This is a genomic window from Micromonospora sp. WMMD987, assembly GCF_029581435.1.
GTDB lineage: Bacteria > Actinomycetota > Actinomycetes > Mycobacteriales > Micromonosporaceae > Micromonospora > Micromonospora rifamycinica.
Genome location: NZ_CP120861.1, coordinates 4,916,778 through 4,935,817, shown reverse-complemented (window position 1 = coordinate 4,935,817; position 19,040 = coordinate 4,916,778). Strand labels below are relative to the sequence as shown.

The following is a 19,040-nucleotide window of genomic DNA, read 5'->3' as shown; positions in this document are numbered from 1 at the left end:
AGCCGGTCTGAGACCCCCTGAGACCCGAGCCGGCGGCTCAGCCGGCCTGGGATCCGGGCCGGCTGACTCAGCCGGCCCGGCGGGCGGCGTGCGCCCGCGCGGTCAGCTCCGCGGCGAGCGTCCAGGCCTCGGCCAGGTCGCGGTCGTGCGCGGCGGCCCCCGATCCGCCGGCGGTGTCGACGTGCACCGTGGCCAGCCGCAGCCGCCGCTGCGCCGGCCCCTGCACCACCCGCACGCTCTGGATCCGGGCGTACGGCACCAGCGCGAGCTGCCGGGTGAGCAGACCGGACCGGACGGCGAAGACCCGCTCGTGCAGCCCCGCGCCGAGCACCCGGGCGCTGAGCGGGCGCAGCCAGCGGGCCCGGGTCGGGGGCGGGGTCAACGGCAGCGCGGTCAACCGCACCCCGGCCAGCACCTCGTCCACGATCGCCGTGCCGACGTCCAGGTCGCCGACGGGGAGCAGCCGGTCGGGCCGGTTGCGGTCGTCGGCCTCGCCGCCGGAGTAGCCGGCCACCTCCAACCGCAGCCGCAGCCAGCCCTTCATCCGCCAGAGCAGCGGCCAGGTCACCCCGACGGTCTGCACCCGTTCCAGCGGCACGGTCTGCATCCGGGTCTCCAGCAGGCCGTTGTGGATGCGCAGCCGGTCGGACTCGCGGGCCAGCCGGAAGTTCCAGTCGTCGAGGACCCGGCGGACGGGTTGCAGCAGCACGCCGGCCATCGCGGTGAGGGTGCTGGCCACCGCGATGAACGACCAGGAGCCCTCGGAGAGGAACTGCGCCACCACGAAGGCCACCCCGACCGGGAGCAGGAACGCCTGCGGGGTGAGGAGCTGGCTGACCAGCAGGTCGGTGTTGGTCACCGCGTGCAGCGGGCGGCCCGCCGGCTCCCCGTCGCCCGGGCGGGCGACCGGGCCGCTGCCGTCCGCGGGTGCGCCGGCGGCCGGCGGCACGGCCGCGTCGCCGACCTCGGTGCCCGGCATGCCGGCGGCGACGGTGAGCAGCCGCTGCCGCAGCCGGGCCGCGTCGGCGACCGAGAGGTACGCCAGCGGCGCCTCGGTCTTGCCGCCGCCGACCACCTCCAGCCGCAGCTCGGCCAGGCCGGTGAGCTGCGCGAGCAGGGGCCGGACCACCTCGACGGCCTGCAACCGTTCCAGCGGGATCGCCCGGGTGCGCCGCCACAGCAGCCCCTCGTGGACCCGCAGTTCCCGTCCGACGATGTGGTAGCCGGTGTTGTACCAGCTGACCACCGCCAGCACGGTCGCGCCCAGGGCGAGCACCGCCACCAGCACGGCGAACCAGCCGAAGCCGACCCTCGACAGGGTCGACCAGGAGAGCCCGGCGATCACCACCACCAGGGACTTCGCCCCCTGCAACACCGGGCTGAGCGGGTGCAGGCGCTGCCGGGGTTCGACCTCACCGCCCGCCGGGCCGTGGTCGGTCGGCCCCGGCGGCACCGGGGGGATCTCCGGGTGGGCCGGGTCGGTGGACACCGGCGGGGTCGCGCTGGCACCCGGCGGGGTTACGGTGACGCCCGGCGGGGTCACGGTGATCGGGGGCGGGGCCGCGGTGACGCCCGGCGGGGTCACGGTGATCGGGGGCGGGGCCGCGGTGATGCTCGGGGGCGCAGCGGTGACGCCCGGCGTGGGCAGGCCCGACGGGGCGGGTGGCGGATCGGCGGGCCGGCCCGCGCCGGGGCCGGGACCGTCGGTCACAGTCCCTCCGCCCGGTCCTCGCCGAGCGCGGTGAGCCGGTCGCGCAGCCGGGACGCCTCGGCCGGCCGGAGGCCGGGCACCCGGGCGTCGGTGGCCGCCGCGGCGGTGTGCAGCTGCACGGTGGCCAGGTCGAAGGCGCGTTCCAACGGTCCGGCGCTGACGTCGACGAACTGCATCCGCGAGTACGGCACGATGGACAGCCGGCGGACCAGCAGCCCGTGCCGGACCAGCAGGTCGTCGGCGCGTTCGGCGTACCCCCAGGCGCGGACGGCACGGACGATCGTCACCACCCGCCAGCCGGCGCCGAGCAGCACCACCGCACAGCCCGCGCCGAACAGCCAGTGCCCGCTGAACACCCAGCCCAGCACCAGCCCGACCAGCAGCACCGCCACCCCGAGCGCCAGGCGGAGCAGTTCCACCCAGATCAGGTCGGTCGAGATGGGCTGCCAGCGGACGGTGTCCGGCCAGGGTTCCAGGGCGCTCACCGGGGACTGGGGTGGCTCGGCAGCGTTCACGCTTCGAGGGTATGCGATCCCGGGAGCGCGGCGACCTCCCGGAGGAACCCGCGGGCGTCGAGAAAGTCACCGAGGCTGCCCCGGTGGGCCGGGCAGGCGAGCCAGGTCTTCCGCCGGTCGGGGACGTGCAGCCGGGGATTGTTCCAGCGCAGCGCCCAGACGGCGGGTGCGCGGCACCCCCGGGACGAGCAGACGGGGGCGTCGTCGGTGGGGGTGGGATCGGTCACCTGGGGAGTGTAGGCACGCCGGGACCGGAAGTTTGAGCGCCGGGCGGCCACGGGGGGAGCCGCCCGGCGACGGGGTGAATCGTACACGCGGCAGACCCCTGTGTGTCCAGCCTCGTTCAGCGATTCGGTGATCCGGACGGTGTGCCCGAAATCGGGTTCTCGCCGCCTCGGCTCCCAGCCGGGCATGCGAGTCTTGTTACCGCACCACGCCACGACGACCGATCATGCTGTGGAGGACCGGTGGCCCAGCCGACCACGCCCGACGCCCCGACCCCGAACGGAACCTCCCCCGAGACACCTCCGGCGGTGACCACCCCCGCCCAGGACGCCACCCTGCTGGAGCGGGCACTGTTCGAGATCAAGCGGGTGATCGTCGGGCAGGACCGGATGGTGGAACGGATGTTCGTGGCGCTCCTGGCCCGCGGGCACTGCCTGCTGGAGGGGGTGCCGGGGGTGGCCAAGACCCTCGCGGTGGAGACCCTGGCCCGGGTGGTGGGCGGCCAGTTCGCCCGGGTGCAGTTCACCCCGGACCTGGTGCCGGCCGACATCATGGGCACCCGGATCTACCGGCAGTCGAGCGAGAAGTTCGACGTCGAGCTGGGGCCGGTCTTCGTCAACTTCCTGCTCGCCGACGAGATCAACCGGGCTCCGGCCAAGGTGCAGTCGGCGCTGCTGGAGGTGATGAGCGAGCGGCAGGTCTCCATCGGCGGCCAGACCCACCGGGTGCCCGACCCGTTCCTGGTGATGGCCACCCAGAACCCGATCGAGCAGGAGGGCGTCTACCCGTTGCCGGAGGCGCAGCGGGACCGTTTCCTGATGAAGATCGTCGTCGGGTACCCCACCGACGCGGAGGAGCGGGAGATCGTCTACCGGATGGGGGTCGCCGCACCCGAACCGGCGCAGGTGTTCAGCGCCGACGACCTGCTCGCCCTGCAACGCAAGGCCGACCAGGTCTTCGTGCACAACGCGCTGGTCGACTACGCCGTACGGCTGGTGCTGGCCACCCGCAGCCCCGCCGAGCACGGCATGCCCGACGTGGCCCGGCTGATCCAGTACGGGGCCAGCCCGCGTGCCTCGCTCGGCCTGGTCCGGGCCACCCGGGCGCTGGCGCTGCTGCGCGGCCGGGACTACGCGCTGCCCCAGGACGTCCAGGACATCGCGCCGGACATCCTGCGGCACCGGTTGGTGCTCAGTTACGACGCGCTCGCCGACGACGTGCCCGCCGACCACGTGGTGCACCGGGTGATGTCGACCATCCCGCTGCCCTCGGTGGCCCCGCGGCAGCAGGCGTCCGCGTCGCCGCCGGTCAGTGGCCCGCCGGCCGCCGGCTGGCCCGGCCAGCGGCCGTGACCGGCGCGGTGCGCCCGGCCGACGCCGGCGCGGAGCGGACCGAGGCGGTGCTGTCCCGGCTGCAACTGCTGGTCACCCGCAAACTCGACGGCCTGCTCCAGGGCGACTACGCGGGGCTGCTGCCCGGTCCGGGCAGCGAGGCGGGGGAGTCCCGCGAGTACCGCCCCGGCGACGACGTACGCCGGATGGACTGGCCGGTCACCGCCCGTACCACCACCCCGCACGTGCGGCGTACGGTGGCCGACCGGGAGCTGGAGACCTGGCTGGCGGTGGACCTGTCGGCGAGCCTGGACTTCGGCACCGGCCGGTGGCTCAAGCGGGACGTGGTGGTCGCCGCGACGGCCGCGCTGACCCACCTGACGGTGCGCGGCGGGAACCGGATCGGCGCGGTGATCGGGACCGGGGCGGAACCGCCGCCCACGCCCGCCCGCCGGTGGCGGCCCGCCCCGCCGCCCCCCGCCGGGCCGCCGACACTGACCCGGGTGCCGGCCCGCTCCGGCCGGCGGGAGGCCCAGGCGCTGCTGCGCGCGGTGGCGCACACCCCGTTGCGACCCGGACGCGGTGACCTGGGCGCGCTGGTGGATCTGCTCAACCGGCCGCCGCGCCGCCGGGGCCTGGTCGTGGTGATCTCGGACTTCCTCGCGCCGCCCGCGCAGTGGGGTCGTCCGCTGCGGAAGCTGCGGGTACGGCACGACGTGCTGGCCATCGAGGTGGTCGACCCGCGTGAGCTGGAGCTGCCCGACGTGGGGGTGCTGCCGGTGGTGGACCCGGAGACCGGCCGGCTGCACGAGGTGCAGACCGCCGATCCGCGGCTACGCCGCCGGTACGCCGAGGAGGCCGCCGCCCAGCGCGCGGCGAACGCCGCCGAGATGCGGGCCGCCGGCGCCGGGCACCTGTTGTTGCGTACCGACCGAGACTGGCTGCTGGACATGGTGCGATTCGTGGCCGCCCAGCGGCACGCCCGCACCCGGGGGACGACGCGATGATCCGTTTCATGCAACCGTGGTGGCTGTTGGCCCTGCTGCCGGTGGTGGCCCTGGCCGCGGCCTACGTCTGGCGGCAGCGCCACCGTCGGGCGTACGCGATGCGGTTCACCAATGTGGACCTGCTGCGTACCCTCGCGCCCAAGGGGTTGGGTTGGCGGCGGCACGCGGCGGCGACCGCGCTGCTGCTGGCGATGGTGGCGCTGGCCACCGGGATGGCCCGGCCGGCGATCGACACCGAGGAGCCGTTGGAGCGGGCCACCGTGATGCTCGCCATCGACGTCTCGTTGTCCATGCAGGCCGACGACGTGTCACCGAACCGGCTGGAGGCTGCCCAGGAGGCGGCTAAGCAGTTCGTCGGCGAGCTGCCGGTGAGCTACAACCTGGGGCTGGTCTCCTTCGCCAAGGCGGCGAACGTGCTGGTGGCGCCCACCAAGGACCGGGCCGCGGTGACCGCCGCGATCGACGGGCTGACCCTGGCCGAGGCGACCGCCACCGGTGAGGCGGTCTTCACCTGTCTGGAGGCGATCCGGTCGGTGCCGGCGGACGGCGCGGCCGGGATTCCGCCGGCCCGGATCGTGCTGCTCTCCGACGGGTTCCGCACCTCGGGCCGGTCGGTGGAGGAGGCCGCGGCGGCGGCGCAGGCGGCGAACGTGCCGGTCTCCACCATCGCGTTCGGCACCGACTCCGGGCAGGTGGACATCGGTGGTCAGTTGCAGCGGGTGCCGGTGGACCGGCTGGCGTTGGCCCAGCTCGCCGAGACCACCGAGGGCTTCTTCTACGAGGCGGCCTCGGTGGCCGAGTTGAAGCAGGTCTACCAGGACATGGGCTCGTCGATCGGGTTCCGCACCGAGCCGCGCGAGATAACCCAGTGGTACGCCGGGGTGGCGCTGCTGCTGGCGCTCTGCGCGGGTGGGCTGAGCCTGCTGTGGACCTCCCGGATGCTGTGACCCGGGGTGCTGCCGTGCCGGTCGGTGGCGGTCAGTGACCGCCACCGGCCAGCACGAACACGACGGCGACCCAGACGGCGGCGAGGGTGAAGCTCAGGGGGGCTACGTAGCGGCTCATGAACGGCTCCGGTGGCGACGGGACGGTCCGCGGGGCGGGCGGACCGCAGGGGGTTGGTCGGGGCGCACACACGAAGTCGTGACCGGGCTGCTGCACCGCGCGGGCCGGCGGCCGTCGACTCACCGGCCGGTACGGCGGGGGTCGGCGGTGCGGGTGGGGCGCGGTGAGCGGGAGCTGGGTCAGCTCAACCGACTGAGTCGTGGCTCAGCGGGGCTGACGGACGGCCCGGCCACGACTGGGAGGATCGCTATCTCGCACAGCGATCACCTCCTGTGGTCGGCGGGGCCGGAGACACGAGCCGCCTTCGGCTCGGAACGCCGGTTATCGTACAACGGGGCCGTCGGGCACGCGCACTCAGCGTGCCGGTCCCGGTTCCGTCAGCCGGCGGTCACCGGCCGGAGCCGGGCCGTGACGTCGGGGTGGGAGGCCATCGTCCGCGCTCTGCCGTCGGGGCCGCGCCGCCGGCGACACGGCAGTGGTCCGTTAGCGGTTACCTACCGGTAACGCCTAGGCTCCGACCGGAATGATCAGCGGAACCGAAGGGGGACCCGTGACCCGCACCGTGCTGGTGACCGGCGGCAACCGGGGAATCGGACTGGCCATCGCGCAGGCGTTCGCCAAGCAGGGCGACCGGGTGGCGGTCACGCACCGTAGTGGTGACGCCCCCGAGGGGCTGTTCGGGGTCCGGTGCGACGTCACCGACTCCGCCTCCGTCGACGCCGCCTTCACCACGATCGAGGCCGAGCTGGGGCCGGTCCAGGTGCTGGTGTCCAACGCCGGCATCACCGACGACACGCTGCTCATGCGGATGTCCGAGGAGCAGTTCACCGGGGTGGTCGACACCAACCTGACCGGTGCCTTCCGCTGCGCCAAGCGGGCCTCGTCCAAGATGCTCCGGGCCAAGTGGGGCCGGATGATCTTCATCTCCTCGGTGATCGGGCTCTACGGCGGTGCCGGCCAGGTCAACTACGCCGCCAGCAAGGCCGGCCTGGTCGGGGTGGCCCGCTCGATCACCCGGGAGCTGGGCAGCCGCAACATCACCGCCAACGTGGTCGCCCCCGGTTTCATCGACACCGAGATGACGGCCAGCCTGCCCGAGGACCGTCGCACCGAGTACCGCAAGGTCATCCCCGCCGGCCGGTTCGCCGATCCGGACGAGGTCGCCGGGGTGGTCACCTGGCTCGCCTCGGACGCCGCCGGCTACATCTCCGGCGCCGTCATCCCGGTCGACGGCGGCCTCGGCATGGGCCACTGAGAACTACGGAGGAAGCCAACACATGTCAGGACTGCTCGCCGGCAAGCGGCTGCTGGTCACCGGCGTCATCACCGAAGCCTCGATCGCCTTCTCGGTGGCCAAGCTCGCCCAGGAGAACGGCGCCCAGGTCGTGCTCACCGGTTACGGCCGGCTCTCGCTGGTCGAGCGGATCGCCCGGCGGCTGCCCCAACCGGCGCCGATCATCGAGCTGGACGTGACCAACCCGGAGCAGCTCGCCGGCCTGGCCGACCAGGTGCGCAAGCACGTCGACGGCCTCGACGGGGTGGTCCACTCGATCGGCTTCGCCCCGCAGAGCTGCCTCGGCGGCGGCTTCCTCGACGCCGCCTGGGAGGACGTGGCGACCGCCCTGCAGGTCTCCACGTACTCCTACAAGTCGCTGGCCATGGCCGCCCTGCCGCTGATGTCGCCGGGCGGCGCGGTGGTCGGCCTCACCTTCGACGCCACCAAGGCCTGGCCGGTCTACGACTGGATGGGCGTGGCCAAGGCGGGGCTGGAGTCCGTCTCCCGCTACCTCGCGGTGCACCTGGGCCGGCAGGGCATCCGTAGCAACCTGGTCGCCGCCGGGCCGCTGCGCACCATGGCGGCGAAGTCCATCCCCGGCTTCGAGCAGTTCGAGCAGGCGTGGACCGAGCGCTCCCCGCTCGGCTGGAGCCTCACCGACCAGGAACCGGCCGCCCGCGCCTGCCTGGCGCTGATGTCGGACTGGTTCCCGGCCACCACCGGCGAGATCGTCCACGTCGACGGCGGGTACCACGTCCTCGGCGCCTGAACCACGCGCAGGGGCTCCGGACCCCCGGGGCCCCTGTGTCGTGTCCGCCACCAGGGGGCGTCGTCGGGCCGTCGCCGGGCGCGGGGGAGAATGACCCCATGTCGTACGACGCGTTGGTGCTGGTCTCCTTCGGTGGGCCGGAACGTCCCGAGGACGTGCTGCCCTTCCTGCAGAACGTGACCCGGGGGCGGGGGGTGCCGCCCGAGCGGCTGGCCGAGGTCGCCGAGCACTACCTGCACTTCGGTGGGGTCTCCCCGATCAACCAGCAGTGCCGTGAGCTGCTCGCCGCGATCCGGGCGGACTTCGCCGCCCACGGCGTCGAGCTGCCGGTCTACTGGGGCAACCGGAACTGGGATCCGATGCTCGCCGACACGGTGGCACAGATGCGCGACGACGGCGTCCAGCGGGCACTGGCGTTCGTCACCAGCGCGTTCGGCGGTTACTCGTCCTGCCGGCAGTACCAGGAGGACATCGCCGCCGCGCGGGCCGCCGTCGGCCCGGACGCCCCGGTGATCGAGAAGCTGCGGCAGTTCTGGGACCATCCCGGTTTCGTCGAGCCACACGCCGACGCGGTGCGTTCCGCACTGGAGACGCTGGACCCGGCCCGGCGGGACACCACCCGGCTCGTCTTCACCGCCCACTCCATCCCCACCTCGGCGGCGGCCACCGCCGGCCCGCACGGCGGCCGGTACACCGCCCAGCTCGCGGAGACCGCCCGGCTGGTGCACGCCGCCGCCGCGCCCGACCTGCCGTACGACCTGGTCTGGCAGAGCCGCTCCGGCCCGCCGCAGGTGCCGTGGCTGGAGCCGGACGTCAACGACCACCTGACCGTCCTCGCCGGACAGGGCGTGACCGGGGTGGTGGTCAGCCCCATCGGGTTCGTCTCGGACCACCTGGAGGTCGCCTGGGACCTCGACACCGAGGCCGCGGAGACGGCCGGAGGGTTGGGCCTGGACTTCGTCCGGGCCGGCACCCCCGGCACCGATCCGAGGTTCGTGACCATGGTGCGTGAGCTGGTGGCCGAACGCACCACGCCCGACGGGGAGCGGCTGCGCCGCCGACTCGGCGACCTGCCCATGTGGGACACCTGCCCCACCCCGTGCTGCGTGTCGGCCGCCCGCCGCCCCTGATGACGACCCGCCCTCCCCGACACCACCTTGGGACGACAGATGCTTGACCGCAGGCCGGTGCAGAGCTGGCTCACCGACATGGACGGCGTGCTGGTGCACGAGGGCCAGCCGGTTCCCGGGGCACCGGAGTTCGTCAACCGGCTCCGGTCGTCCGGCAAACCCTTCCTGGTGCTGACCAACAACTCCATCTACACCCCGCGCGACCTCCGGGCCCGGCTCACCCGGATGGGGTTCGAGGTGCCCGAGGAGGCGATCTGGACGGCGGCGCTGGCCACCGCCCAGTTCCTCGCCGACCAGCGGCCGGGCGGCACCGCGTACGTGATCGGGGAGGCGGGGCTGACCACGGCGCTGCACGCGGTCGGCTACGTGCTGACCGACTTCGCCCCGGACTACGTGGTGCTGGGGGAGACCCGCACCTACAGCTTCGAGGCGATCACCAAGGCGGTCCGGCTGATCAACGACGGGGCGCGGTTCATCTGCACCAACCCGGACGTCACCGGCCCGTCGGTCGAGGGCGCGCTGCCTGCCGCCGGTTCGGTCGCCGCGATGATCTCCAAGGCGACCGGGGTGGAGCCGTACTTCGTCGGCAAGCCGAACCCGATGATGATGCGTTCCGCGCTGAACACCATCAACGCCCACTCCGAGAGCACCGCGATGATCGGCGACCGGATGGACACCGACATCCTGTGCGGCCTGGAAGCGGGCCTGGAGACGATCCTGGTGCTCACCGGGATCAGCACCCGGGCCGAGACGGAACGCTACCCGTACCGGCCGTCGCGCATCGTCGACTCGGTGCTCGACCTGATCGACGAGATCTGAGCCGACCCGTCGGGGACGCCTGCCGGCCGCGCCGCCCCGGCCAGCGGCGGTAGCGGTGCCCCGGTCAGGGGCTTAACGGTGCCCCGGCCAGTGGCGCAGCCTGGTCAGGCCTGGGCCGGTGGCGCAGCCTGGTCAGGCCTGGGCCGGTGGCGCAGCCCGGTCAGGGGCGCAGCGGTGCGTTGCAGGCGGCGACCAGGGCCTGCCGGCAGGCGGTGGTGAGGGGGCGCAGGGCGGCGTCGCGCTGCTGGGCCTCATGGTTGTTGACCGCCCCGCCGGGCGCGCTCTCCCCGGCCAGCGCGAGCACCCGGTCGAGGACGGCGGCCCGGGCGAAGAGCCGTCGGGAACGCGGGTCGAACCCGGGCGGCAGGTCGGTGGCGCCGTCCGGGCGGCGCAGCGCGGCCAGCGCCCCGGCCAGCTCGGGCCGCCACTGGGCCACGTCGAGCCGGGTCAGCGCGGCGGTGGACTCGGCCAGCGCGGTGGCCAGTTCGGCCTCCGCCTCGGCCGCTCCCGGCGCGGTCAGCGACGCCCTGGGCGCGTCGGCCGGCAGCGGGTAGACCCGCCACAGCACCGTCTCCCAGGTCATCCCGGAGCCGGAGGTGTGGGTGCGCACCTCGGGGATCAGCCCGAGCCCACCCGCCACCACGGCCTCTCCGGCCAGCAGCGCCGCCCCGGCGAAGTCACCCGGGCCGGGCAGCCCGCGCGGGTCTCCCGGGGCCGGCAGCACCAGCCGGATCTCGTCGGGGGAGAGTTTGGCCAGCGCCGGGAGGGCTTCCCGCAGCGGCACGTCCCGCCAGGTGCCCGGGGCGTCGGCGACCAGGTGCTCCTCGTCACCGGCCACCGACTCGGCGACCTCGTCGAAGGGCACCAGGCCGGCCCGCCAGGCGCGTACCCAGGCCACGAAACGGCTCGACCGGCGCGCGGCCAGGGTGGCCGCGCCCGTTGCGGGGGAGGACATGCCGAAAGGGTACGTGCTCCCCGCTGCCCCTGTCTCGACTGCCGTGTCGCCGGCCGTCCCGCCGTCCCGCCGCCCGGGGCGGGCGCGTCGGGAGGTGCCGGGGCACGGGTGCGGCTAGCGTGATCGACATGGCGGGGCGATACGGCGAGGACGTACTGGCGGGCGACTGGCGACGACGGAAGGTCACCCCCGAGGTCGACGCGGAGGTGGACCTCGTGGTGGAGGACGCCGACTCGGGGTTCTGCGGTGCGGTGGTCGGATTCGAGTCGGGTGCGGTGGTGCTGGAGGACCGGCACGGCCGGCGGCGGGTCTTCCCCCTGCTGCCCGCCGCGTTCCTGCTCGACGGGGCGCCGGTGACCCTGCGCCGGCCGGTCCGCGCCCCGGTGCCGGCCGCCCGGCGGCGGACCGCCTCCGGATCGGTCGCGGTGGCCGACGTCCGGGCGCAGGTGGCCAGGGCCAGCCGGATCTGGGTCGAGGGCGTGCACGACGCCGCCCTGGTCGAACGGATCTGGGGCGACGACCTGCGGATCGAGGGCGTGGTGGTGGAACCGCTGGACGGCATCGACGCCCTCGACGCCGAGGTACGCGGCTTCGCCCCCGGCCCCGGCCGCCGGCTCGGGGTGCTCGTCGACCATCTGGTGCCGGGTTCCAAGGAGAGCCGGATCGTGGCCCGGGTGGACTCCCCGTACGTGCTGGTCACCGGCCATCCGTACGTCGACGTGTGGCAGGCGGTCCGACCGGCGGCGCTGGGCATCCGGGCCTGGCCGGTGGTACCGCCGGGCCAGCCGTGGAAGGAGGGCGTCTGCGCGGCCCTCGGGGTGGCCGAGCCGGCCGAGATGTGGCGGCGCATCCTGTCCCGGGTGGACAGTTTCGCCGACGTGGAGACGCCGCTGATCACCGCGATGGAGCGCCTGATCGACTTCGTGACCGAACCCGACTGAGCCCGACGCCGCCCGCTCCCCACCGGCTACGCCGCTCCACCGGCCCGCCCCGGCCTGTCCTTCCCCGGCCTGTCCTTCCCCGGCCTGTCCTGCCCCGGCCTGTCCTTCCCCGGCCTGTCCTTCCCCGGCCTGTCCTGCCCCGGCCTGTCCTGCCCCGGCCTGTCCTGCCCCGGCCTGTCCTTCCCCGGCCTGTCCTTCCCCGGCCCGGCCTGCCCCGGCCCGGCCTGCCCCGGCCCGGCCTGCCCCGGCCCGGCCTGCCCCGGCCCGGCCCGGCCCGGCCCGGCCCGGCCCGGCCCGGCCCGGTGGAGCGTCCGCCCGGCGGGTCAGGGTTCCTGGTCGGGCGTGCGGGTGAAGACGAAGGTGCCGATGTCCAGGCCCACCACCCGCCCGGCCGGGTCGCGGAGCACGGCGAGGAGTTCGCCGTCCTGTTCGCCGGAGCGGCCCCGCCAGCGGTCCGGCCCCTCCCGGGTGAACCGCAGCGTCGGGTTGCCGACCCGGCCGGCCCGCAGCCCACCGGCTGGGTCGGCCCGGACCTCGTACTCGATGCCCATCCACCACCAGCGGCCGGTCAGCTCGGCCAGTTCCGCCACCGGTGGCGCGGACGCCGGCCGCCAGGCGACGACCGGGGGCGGCTCGGCGTCCAGGACCAGGGTGAGGAGTTGCCGGGAGAGCCCGCCGATGTGCCCGGTGCGGAAGCCGTACGAGTTGGCGAAGCCGACCACGGCGGTCCGGCTGGGCCGGTGCACGGTCAGCGCGGCCACGTAGCCGGGCATCGAGCCGCCGTGGCCCACGTACACCCGGTCGCCCTCGCGGTACAGCTCCAGCCCCAGGCCGTGACCGCCGCGCCAGGAGTCCAGGTCGTTGAGCATCACCGGGGTGCACATCTCGGTGAGGGTGTCGGCGGCCAGCACCTCGTCGGTGGGGTCGGCGAGGAACGCCGCCCAGCGGGCCAGGTCGGTCACCGTCGACCAGAGCTGCCCGGCGGGGGCCATCGCCCCGGTGTCGGTGCACGGCTCCTCCCGTAGCGTGTCGTGCCACGGGTGCACCACGTAGCCCGGCGCGTACGGCTCGGTGGGGTGGTAGGTGGTGCGCGACATGCCCAGCGGGTCGAGGATCCGGGTGGTCACCAGTTCCGCCCAGGGTGTGCCGGTGACCCGCTCCAGGACCCCGCCGAGCAGCCCGTACGCCAGGTTGGAGTAGTGGTAGCCGCGCCAGGCGGGGTAGCCGACCTTGTCCGTGGTCAGGCCGGCGACCAGGGTGGCCAGGTCGGTGCCCTCGGTGCGTTCCCACCACGGGCCGTCGGGCTCGCGGTGCAGGCCGCTGGCGTGGCCGAGGAACTGGCGCAGGGTAAGCCCGCTGACGGCGGTGCCCGGCAGGTACCGGTCCAGCGGGTCGTCGAGGGTGAGCCGGCCGGCGTCGCGTTCCCGCAGCAGCAGTGTCGCGGTCATCGTCTTGGTGATCGAGCCCACCCGGTACTGGAGGTCGGCGTCCGGGCGCGGGTGGTCGCCGGCGGCGGCCAGGTGCACCAGGGCGCCGTCGCGCACGACGCCCAGCGCCAGCGAGGGCGTACGCCCGGTGGCCTGAGCCTGCGCCACCAGGGTGTCGATCCGGCGGGCGGTCTCGGCGAGCAGGGTCACGATCGGCTCCTTCGCGGCGGTCGGTACCGCCCTGGGACGAGCTTACTGATCATCAGAAGTGGGTGGATTCGCGTGGACGTGTCACGATCGAGGGGTGGACGCCGTGGTGTGGATCGTGCTGGGTGTGCTGTTGGCCGTCGCCGAGATCTTCACGACGACGCTGTTCCTGATCATGTTCGCGGTCGGCGCGTTCGCCGCCGCCGGGGCCGCCGCGCTGGGTGCGCCCGTCGCCGTGCAGGCGGTGGTCTTCGCCGTGGTGTCGGCGCTGACGGTGGCGCTCGCCCGGCCGACCATCCGTCGGCACATGCGGCCGTCGGTGGACAGCGGCGAGCAGCCGTTCGGGGTGCAGGCGCTGGAGGGCGCCACCGCGCTGGTGATCGAGCAGGTCGATACCGAGCGGGGCATGGTGAAGATCGACGGCGAGTTGTGGACGGCGCGTCCGTACGACGCGACGCAGACCTTCGCGCCCGGTGTGCGGGTGCAGGTGATAAAGGTCCAGGGCGCGACCGCCCTGGTGTGGCAGGACGACATTTCCTCCCCCGGTGAGCTGCCGGAAGAGAAAAGGTGACGGTATGGAATTTGTAGCGGTCCTGTTGGTGGCCGTAGCGTTGATCATAGTGGTGACGCTGGCGAAGGCGGTGCGGATCGTGCCGCAGCAGCGTCAGGACGTGGTGGAGCGGCTCGGCAAGTACAAGAGCACGCTGAACCCGGGCCTGAACCTGCTGGTCCCGTTCGTCGACGCGGTGCGTACCAAGGTCGACATGCGGGAGCAGGTGGTCAGTTTCCCGCCGCAGCCGGTGATCACCTCCGACAACCTGGTGGTGTCGATCGACACCGTCCTCTACTACAAGGTGGTCGACTCGGTCCGGGCGACCTACGAGATCGCCAACTTCATCCAGGCGATCGAGCAGTTGACCGTCACGACGCTGCGTAACGTGATCGGTTCGCTCGACCTGGAGCGGGCGCTGACCAGCCGGGAGGAGATCAACCGGCACCTCTCCGGCGTGCTCGACGAGACCACCGGCCGGTGGGGTATCAAGGTCACCCGGGTGGAGATCAAGGCGATCGAGCCGCCGCCGAGCATCCGCGACTCGATGGAGAAGCAGATGCGCGCCGAGCGGGACCGCCGGGCCGCCATCCTCAACGCCGAGGGGCACAAGCAGTCGCAGATCCTCACCGCCGAGGGTGAGAAGCAGGCGGCGGTGCTGCGCGCCGACGGTGACCGGCAGGCCCGCATCCTCCAGGCCGAGGGCCAGGCGAAGGCGATCCGGACGGTCTTCGACGCGATCCACACCGCCAACCCGAGCCAGAAGGTGCTGGCCTACCAGTACCTCCAGGCACTGCCGCAGATCGCCAACGGCACGGCCAACAAGGTCTGGATCGTCCCGGCCGAGCTGACCAAGGCCCTGGAGGGCATGGGCGGCGCGCTGGGCGGGCTGAGCCGGATGGTCGGCGACGAACCGGCCCCCGAGGCGAAGCAGACCGCCAGCGAGGTCGAGCGGGAGGCCGCGGAGGCGGCCCAGGCGGCGGCGAGCGCCGCCCAGCAGATCCACGACGAGGTACGCGTCGCCGAGGCGCAGGCCACCGGCGGCAACGTGCCGCAGGGACTGCCCGCACCCGAGCCGGTCTCCCCGGCCAGCCTGGTCAGCGACCCCGCCGACCAGCGCGAACGGGCCTGACCCCGCCGCGGCCCACCCGGGGCGGCAAATGCGAGAAACACTCATCCGGCGCCCCGGTGCCTGCCACGATCGGTCCTGAGGGACGGGTGGTGGTCAGGACCCGGGGCGCCGGCGCGTTCCGGCCCGCCCGTCCGGAGCCGACGGGGCGCGTTCGGTGTCCCCGTCGGCGGTGACGGGTGGCGCGTTCCGGCCCGCCCGTCGCAGGAGCAGACGGGCGTCGCCTTCGTGCCGCCCGTCGGAGCGGACGAGGTGAGGCATGAAGGACCCGTTGTTCTCCCGTACCCCGAGGGTCGGCGCACACGACCCGGCGGGTCCGCTGGGCACCCGGCGGACCGGCGGCGGCTTCGGCGTGCTGCCCTTCGTCGGCGACCCCGGCCCGGCCGCACCCGCCACCGACGCCAGTTGGGCCTGGTCGCTGCGCCGGCTCGCCCGCGCCGCGGTCTGGCTGCTGCCCGCCTACGCGGTGCTCTACGGCGCGGTGGCGATGGCCGGCGACGGCGCGGCCGGCGACGACCCGTACCCGGCCGACGGCCGACCGCTCTACCTGCTCGGCTGGGTCGCCGCGATCTGGCTGGGCCTGCTCGCCCTGCTCGCGCTCACCGGCCTGCTCGCGGCCGCCCGCAGCCGGCGGGGCGCGGTTGCCGGCCTGCTGGTCGGCATCGGCGGTACGGTGCTGATGCTGCCCTTCGCCGGCCTGGCCGGGCAGACGCCGGTCTTCGGCACCACCGCCCGGACGCTGGTGCTGGTCGGGGCGACCTGCTACAGCGCGGGATGGCTGCTCACCGGCTGGGCGGTGGCCCGCTCCGGGACCTTCGCCATCGGCGACGGGGCGATGCTGATGATCGCCGCCCCGCTGCTCGGCCTGGGCGGCGCGTTGGTCGGCTCGCTGCCGACCTTCGGCGCGATCTTCGTGCTGATCGCCGGCATCGGCATCGGCTACCGCTCCGGCCGCCTCCTCCCGGCCGCCATCGCCCGTGACGCCGCCACCGCCAGCGTCACCACCCCGACCCCGCCCACCGGTCCCCACGGCCCCCTCCCCGCCGCCTGACCACCCGCCCCGAGCAGCCCCACCCGTGCCCGCCCGCCCGCGCCCGCCACGCCCACCCGCGGGCGCCCGCCGCGCCCGCCCGCCGCGCCCGCACTCCGCTCGCGCCGCCCACCCGTGCCGGCGCTCCCGCCCCGCCTGCCCGCGCTCGGTGATCAAGAGGTTCGGGTCAGTTGATCAAGAGCTTCAGGTCGGAGATCTGCGTGGGCAGCCCCGGAACCTCTTGATCACCGAGGGAGCGGCTCGCCGGTGAGCGGTGCGGGGGAGTGCTGCCGGGGATGGGGCTCGGGGAGTGACCCGGAGGGGAGGAGCGGGGACGACGGGGAGGGGGTGGCATGGAGGGGAGGAACGGGATGGAGGGGAGGACGGGGATGGCTCGGGACGGGAGGGGTGCGGGGTGGGGAAGTCGCTGGCAGATTACGGTGAGTTACCTGACAATCGGATGGCGGAGTGGGCCGCTGGTCGTCGCGGTGGCAATGCTGGAGCGCATGTCCTCACCCCGGACGCCGCTGACGCGGCTGCTCACCGTGCTGCTCGCCGGCCTGCTGGCCGGTCTGGTCCTCGCGGTCGCCGCGCTGCCGGGCAACCTGCTCGCCGGGATCGCCACCAAGGCGGTGCTCGGGGCGTTCGACGACCTGCCGGCGGCGCTGCGTACCCCGGTCACCCCGCAGCGCTCCTACCTCTACGCCAACGACGGTAAGACGCTGCTCACCACGTTCTACGACGTCAACCGCACCGACGTGCCACTGGCCGAGATCGCGCCCACGCTGCGGCAGGCGATCGTCGCGGCCGAGGACCGGCGCTTCTACTCCCACGGCGGGGCCGACCTGCGGGGCATGGCCCGTGCGCTGGTCGCCAACGTCACCGGTGGCGGCACCGCCCAGGGCGGTTCCACGCTCACCATGCAGTACGTGCGCAACGTGCTCAAGACCGATCCCACCCGCACCGCCGAGGAGCGGCAGGCGGCGACCGAGCAGACCGTCGGCCGCAAGCTCCAGGAGATCCGGTACGCCACCGAGCTGGAGAAGACCCTCGGCAAGGACGAGATCCTCAACCGTTACCTCAACATCGCCTACTTCGGCTCCGGCGCGTACGGGGTCGCCGCCGCCAGCCAGCGCTACTTCGGCAAGCCGCCGGCCGAGCTGACCCTCGCCGAGTCGGCGCTGCTGGCCGGCTTGGTGCAGTCGCCCGACGCGTACAGTCCGATCGACGGTGACCGGGACGCGGCCCTGGAGCGGCGCGGGTACGTCCTCGACTCGATGGTCGCCACCGGCGCGATCACCGCGGCGCAGGCCGACGTGGCCCGGGCCGAGAAGCTGACCCTGCACCCCACCGCCCAGCCCAACGGCTGCACCGCCGCGGTCACCGCCGACGCCGGCTTCTTCTGCGACTACCTGCGCGGCTGGTGGCTGGGGCAACCCGCCTTCGGCGCGACCGAGCAGGAGCGGGAGCAGGCGTTGCGCCGGGGCGGCTACACGGTCGTGACCTCGCTCGACCCGGACGTGCAGGCCACCGCCGTCGCCGAGGCCCGCAAGGTCTACCCCGCCGACGACGCCCGCGCCCTGCCGATCGCCGCCGTCGAGCCCGGCACCGGCCGGGTGCTCGCCCTGGCCGTCAACCGGGAGTACGGGGTGGGCGACGGTCAGACCGTCAACCCGCTGGTCTCCGGCGGCGGCAGCATCGCCGGCTACCAGGCCGGCTCGACGTTCAAGCTGTTCACCATGCTGGCCGCGCTGGAGAACGGGCGTACCCTGTCCACCGGTTTCGACTCGCCGAGCCGGCTGACCACCCGCTTCCCCGCCGAGGGGGAGGCCTCCTGCGGCGGCCGGTGGTGCCCGGCCAACGCCAACCCGGCCCGGATGGACGGCTACCGGATGATGTGGGACGGCTTCGGCCGCTCGGTGAACACCTACTTCGTCTGGCTGGAGGAGCAGGTCGGTCCGGCCAAGGTGGTGGAGATGGCCCAGCGCCTCGGGATCACCTTCCGGGCACCGGCCGACGCCGCCCTCGCCGCGCACGACGCCGACGACTGGGGGGCGTTCACCCTCGGGGTGTCCGCCACCACCCCGCTCGACCTGGCCAACGCCTACGCGACCGTGGCCGCCGAGGGGACGTACTGCGCGCCGACGCCGGTGGTGTCGGTGACCGCGCCGGACGGCGCGACCGTGCCCGTCGGCACGCCATCCTGCAAGCAGGTGGTGACGCCGGACGTGGCGCGGGCCGCCACCGACGCGGCGCGCTGCCCGGTCGGTCAGCAGTCGGCGTACGGGCAGTGCAACGGCAGCACCGCCGGTGGGGTGGACCGGATCGTCGGTCGCCCGGTGGCCGGCAAGACCGGCAGTTCGGAGCAGAACGCCACCGAGACCTTCGTCGGCTTCACCCCGCAGGTGGCGGTCGCCGGTATCGCCGCCAACCCCGACGACCCGGGCGACGCGGTCGGCGCGGCGGTGCAGGGCGAGGTGATCACCGCGGTCGCCCGGACCATCCGTACCGCGGTCGACGGTCAGCCGGTCCGTGACTTCACCGCCCCGAGCCGGGAGCTGGTCGGCAACCCGCAACGCCCGACGCCCCGCCCGTCCCCCCGCCTGCCGTCACCGGTGCAGGACCTCCCCTCGGATCTGCTGCGCTGGTTGCAGAACCGCCGGGGCTGAGCCGGGATTCGTGCGCGGCGCGCGGCGCCGAGGCGCAAGATCACGCTCGATCCATGTTCTAGTGGCGTCCAAACGCCTGAGAGGCCACTCGAACACGGATCGAGCGTGATCTTCAGCGGCAGTGGCGAGGAGCAACCGGCTGGACCACCATCCGGTCGAGGGGACCAGGGTGCCGGCTGGTGTGCCCCCACCGGGCTGGGTCGGGGTGTCGGCTGTGTGGTGCCACCGGGGCTGTCGGCGCGGTGCCGGTGACGGCTACCGCCTGCCGGTCATCGGGGCTGTCG

18 protein-coding genes are annotated in these 19,040 nt (G+C 74.1%); 12 read left to right on the top strand and 6 right to left on the bottom strand.

Translation table 11 applies throughout. From position 1 onward, the window contains the following. Positions 1-67: 67 nt before the first annotated feature. From O7612_RS20710 to O7612_RS20700, 3 genes are all read right to left on the bottom strand, one after another. Positions 68-1,453: a PH domain-containing protein gene (locus O7612_RS20710; RefSeq protein ID WP_282273976.1), complete on the bottom strand. Its 1,386-nt coding sequence runs from the start codon at positions 1,451-1,453 to the stop codon at positions 68-70. 254 nt (positions 1,454-1,707) lie between these two features. Further along, entirely contained in the window at positions 1,708-2,226 is a 519-nt protein-coding gene (locus tag O7612_RS20705; RefSeq protein ID WP_282266693.1) for a PH domain-containing protein, read from the bottom strand. Continuing rightward, positions 2,223-2,453: a hypothetical protein gene (locus O7612_RS20700; RefSeq protein ID WP_282266691.1), complete on the bottom strand. Its 231-nt coding sequence runs from the start codon at positions 2,451-2,453 to the stop codon at positions 2,223-2,225. Before O7612_RS20700 ends, O7612_RS20705 begins: the two co-directional genes overlap by 4 nt. Positions 2,454-2,693: 240 nt before the next feature. Between O7612_RS20700 and O7612_RS20695 the strand changes: the two genes are divergently transcribed. From O7612_RS20695 to O7612_RS20685, 3 genes are read left to right on the top strand one after another with little or no spacing between them, the layout of a single operon-like run. Then, positions 2,694-3,803, top strand: coding sequence for a MoxR family ATPase (locus tag O7612_RS20695; RefSeq protein ID WP_282266689.1), 1,110 nt, complete (start codon positions 2,694-2,696; stop codon positions 3,801-3,803). Then, entirely contained in the window at positions 3,782-4,789 is a 1,008-nt protein-coding gene (locus O7612_RS20690; RefSeq protein ID WP_282273975.1) for a DUF58 domain-containing protein, read from the top strand. Before O7612_RS20695 ends, O7612_RS20690 begins: the two co-directional genes overlap by 22 nt. Continuing rightward, positions 4,786-5,736 (top strand): VWA domain-containing protein, encoded by a 951-nt coding sequence (locus O7612_RS20685; protein WP_282266687.1) that lies wholly within the window; start codon positions 4,786-4,788, stop codon positions 5,734-5,736. Before O7612_RS20690 ends, O7612_RS20685 begins: the two co-directional genes overlap by 4 nt. Positions 5,737-5,767: 31 nt before the next feature. On the opposite strand, the gene O7612_RS20680 is transcribed toward O7612_RS20685, so the two are convergent. Then, on the bottom strand, positions 5,768-5,977 hold the full coding sequence (locus tag O7612_RS20680; protein ID WP_282266685.1) for a hypothetical protein: 210 nt from the start codon (positions 5,975-5,977) through the stop codon (positions 5,768-5,770). A gap of 427 nt (positions 5,978-6,404) precedes the next feature. On the opposite strand from O7612_RS20680, the gene O7612_RS20675 reads away from it, so the two are divergent. The 4 genes from O7612_RS20675 (at position 6,405) to O7612_RS20660 (ending at position 9,848) form a co-directional block, all read left to right on the top strand. After that, a complete protein-coding gene (locus tag O7612_RS20675) occupies positions 6,405-7,109 on the top strand; it encodes a beta-ketoacyl-ACP reductase (protein WP_282266683.1) in 705 nt (234 codons plus the stop codon). Positions 7,110-7,131: 22 nt separating this feature from the next. Further along, positions 7,132-7,899 (top strand): enoyl-ACP reductase FabI, encoded by a 768-nt coding sequence (fabI, locus tag O7612_RS20670; RefSeq protein WP_067312905.1) that lies wholly within the window; start codon positions 7,132-7,134, stop codon positions 7,897-7,899. A 98-nt stretch (positions 7,900-7,997) separates the two neighbouring features. Beyond that, entirely contained in the window at positions 7,998-9,029 is a 1,032-nt protein-coding gene (locus O7612_RS20665; protein ID WP_282266681.1) for a ferrochelatase, read from the top strand. Positions 9,030-9,068: 39 nt separating this feature from the next. Further along, on the top strand, positions 9,069-9,848 hold the full coding sequence (locus tag O7612_RS20660; protein ID WP_282266680.1) for an HAD-IIA family hydrolase: 780 nt from the start codon (positions 9,069-9,071) through the stop codon (positions 9,846-9,848). A gap of 160 nt (positions 9,849-10,008) precedes the next feature. Here the strand turns inward: O7612_RS20660 and O7612_RS20655 are convergent, their stop codons facing one another. After that, positions 10,009-10,803, bottom strand: a complete 795-nt coding sequence (locus tag O7612_RS20655) for a hypothetical protein (RefSeq protein ID WP_282266678.1) — start codon at positions 10,801-10,803, stop codon at positions 10,009-10,011. A 128-nt stretch (positions 10,804-10,931) separates the two neighbouring features. On the opposite strand from O7612_RS20655, the gene O7612_RS20650 reads away from it, so the two are divergent. Continuing rightward, on the top strand, positions 10,932-11,744 hold the full coding sequence (locus O7612_RS20650) for a DUF3097 domain-containing protein (RefSeq protein ID WP_282266676.1): 813 nt from the start codon (positions 10,932-10,934) through the stop codon (positions 11,742-11,744). 323 nt (positions 11,745-12,067) lie between these two features. On the opposite strand, the gene O7612_RS20645 is transcribed toward O7612_RS20650, so the two are convergent. Continuing rightward, on the bottom strand, positions 12,068-13,381 hold the full coding sequence (locus tag O7612_RS20645) for a serine hydrolase domain-containing protein (RefSeq protein WP_282266674.1): 1,314 nt from the start codon (positions 13,379-13,381) through the stop codon (positions 12,068-12,070). 94 nt (positions 13,382-13,475) lie between these two features. On the opposite strand from O7612_RS20645, the gene O7612_RS20640 reads away from it, so the two are divergent. From O7612_RS20640 to O7612_RS20625, 4 genes are all read left to right on the top strand, one after another. Further along, entirely contained in the window at positions 13,476-13,949 is a 474-nt protein-coding gene (locus O7612_RS20640; RefSeq protein ID WP_067312893.1) for an NfeD family protein, read from the top strand. A 4-nt stretch (positions 13,950-13,953) separates the two neighbouring features. Next, positions 13,954-15,060, top strand: coding sequence for an SPFH domain-containing protein (locus O7612_RS20635; protein ID WP_282266670.1), 1,107 nt, complete (start codon positions 13,954-13,956; stop codon positions 15,058-15,060). 256 nt (positions 15,061-15,316) lie between these two features. After that, entirely contained in the window at positions 15,317-16,108 is a 792-nt protein-coding gene (locus O7612_RS20630; RefSeq protein WP_282266668.1) for a hypothetical protein, read from the top strand. Positions 16,109-16,527: 419 nt separating this feature from the next. Next, positions 16,528-18,756 (top strand): transglycosylase domain-containing protein, encoded by a 2,229-nt coding sequence (locus tag O7612_RS20625; protein ID WP_282266666.1) that lies wholly within the window; start codon positions 16,528-16,530, stop codon positions 18,754-18,756. The last annotated feature ends 284 nt before the right edge of the window (positions 18,757-19,040 follow it).

Coding starts and splice junctions, on each gene's coding strand:
- O7612_RS20685 (WP_282266687.1), top strand. CDS start 4,786: ATGATCCGTTTCATGCAACCGTGGTGGCTGTTGGCCCTGCTGCCGGTG.
- fabI (WP_067312905.1), top strand. CDS start 7,132: ATGTCAGGACTGCTCGCCGGCAAGCGGCTGCTGGTCACCGGCGTCATC.
- O7612_RS20665 (WP_282266681.1), top strand. CDS start 7,998: ATGTCGTACGACGCGTTGGTGCTGGTCTCCTTCGGTGGGCCGGAACGT.
- O7612_RS20660 (WP_282266680.1), top strand. CDS start 9,069: ATGCTTGACCGCAGGCCGGTGCAGAGCTGGCTCACCGACATGGACGGC.
- O7612_RS20655 (WP_282266678.1), bottom strand. CDS start 10,803: ATGTCCTCCCCCGCAACGGGCGCGGCCACCCTGGCCGCGCGCCGGTCG.
- O7612_RS20650 (WP_282266676.1), top strand. CDS start 10,932: ATGGCGGGGCGATACGGCGAGGACGTACTGGCGGGCGACTGGCGACGA.
- O7612_RS20635 (WP_282266670.1), top strand. CDS start 13,954: ATGGAATTTGTAGCGGTCCTGTTGGTGGCCGTAGCGTTGATCATAGTG.
- O7612_RS20630 (WP_282266668.1), top strand. CDS start 15,317: ATGAAGGACCCGTTGTTCTCCCGTACCCCGAGGGTCGGCGCACACGAC.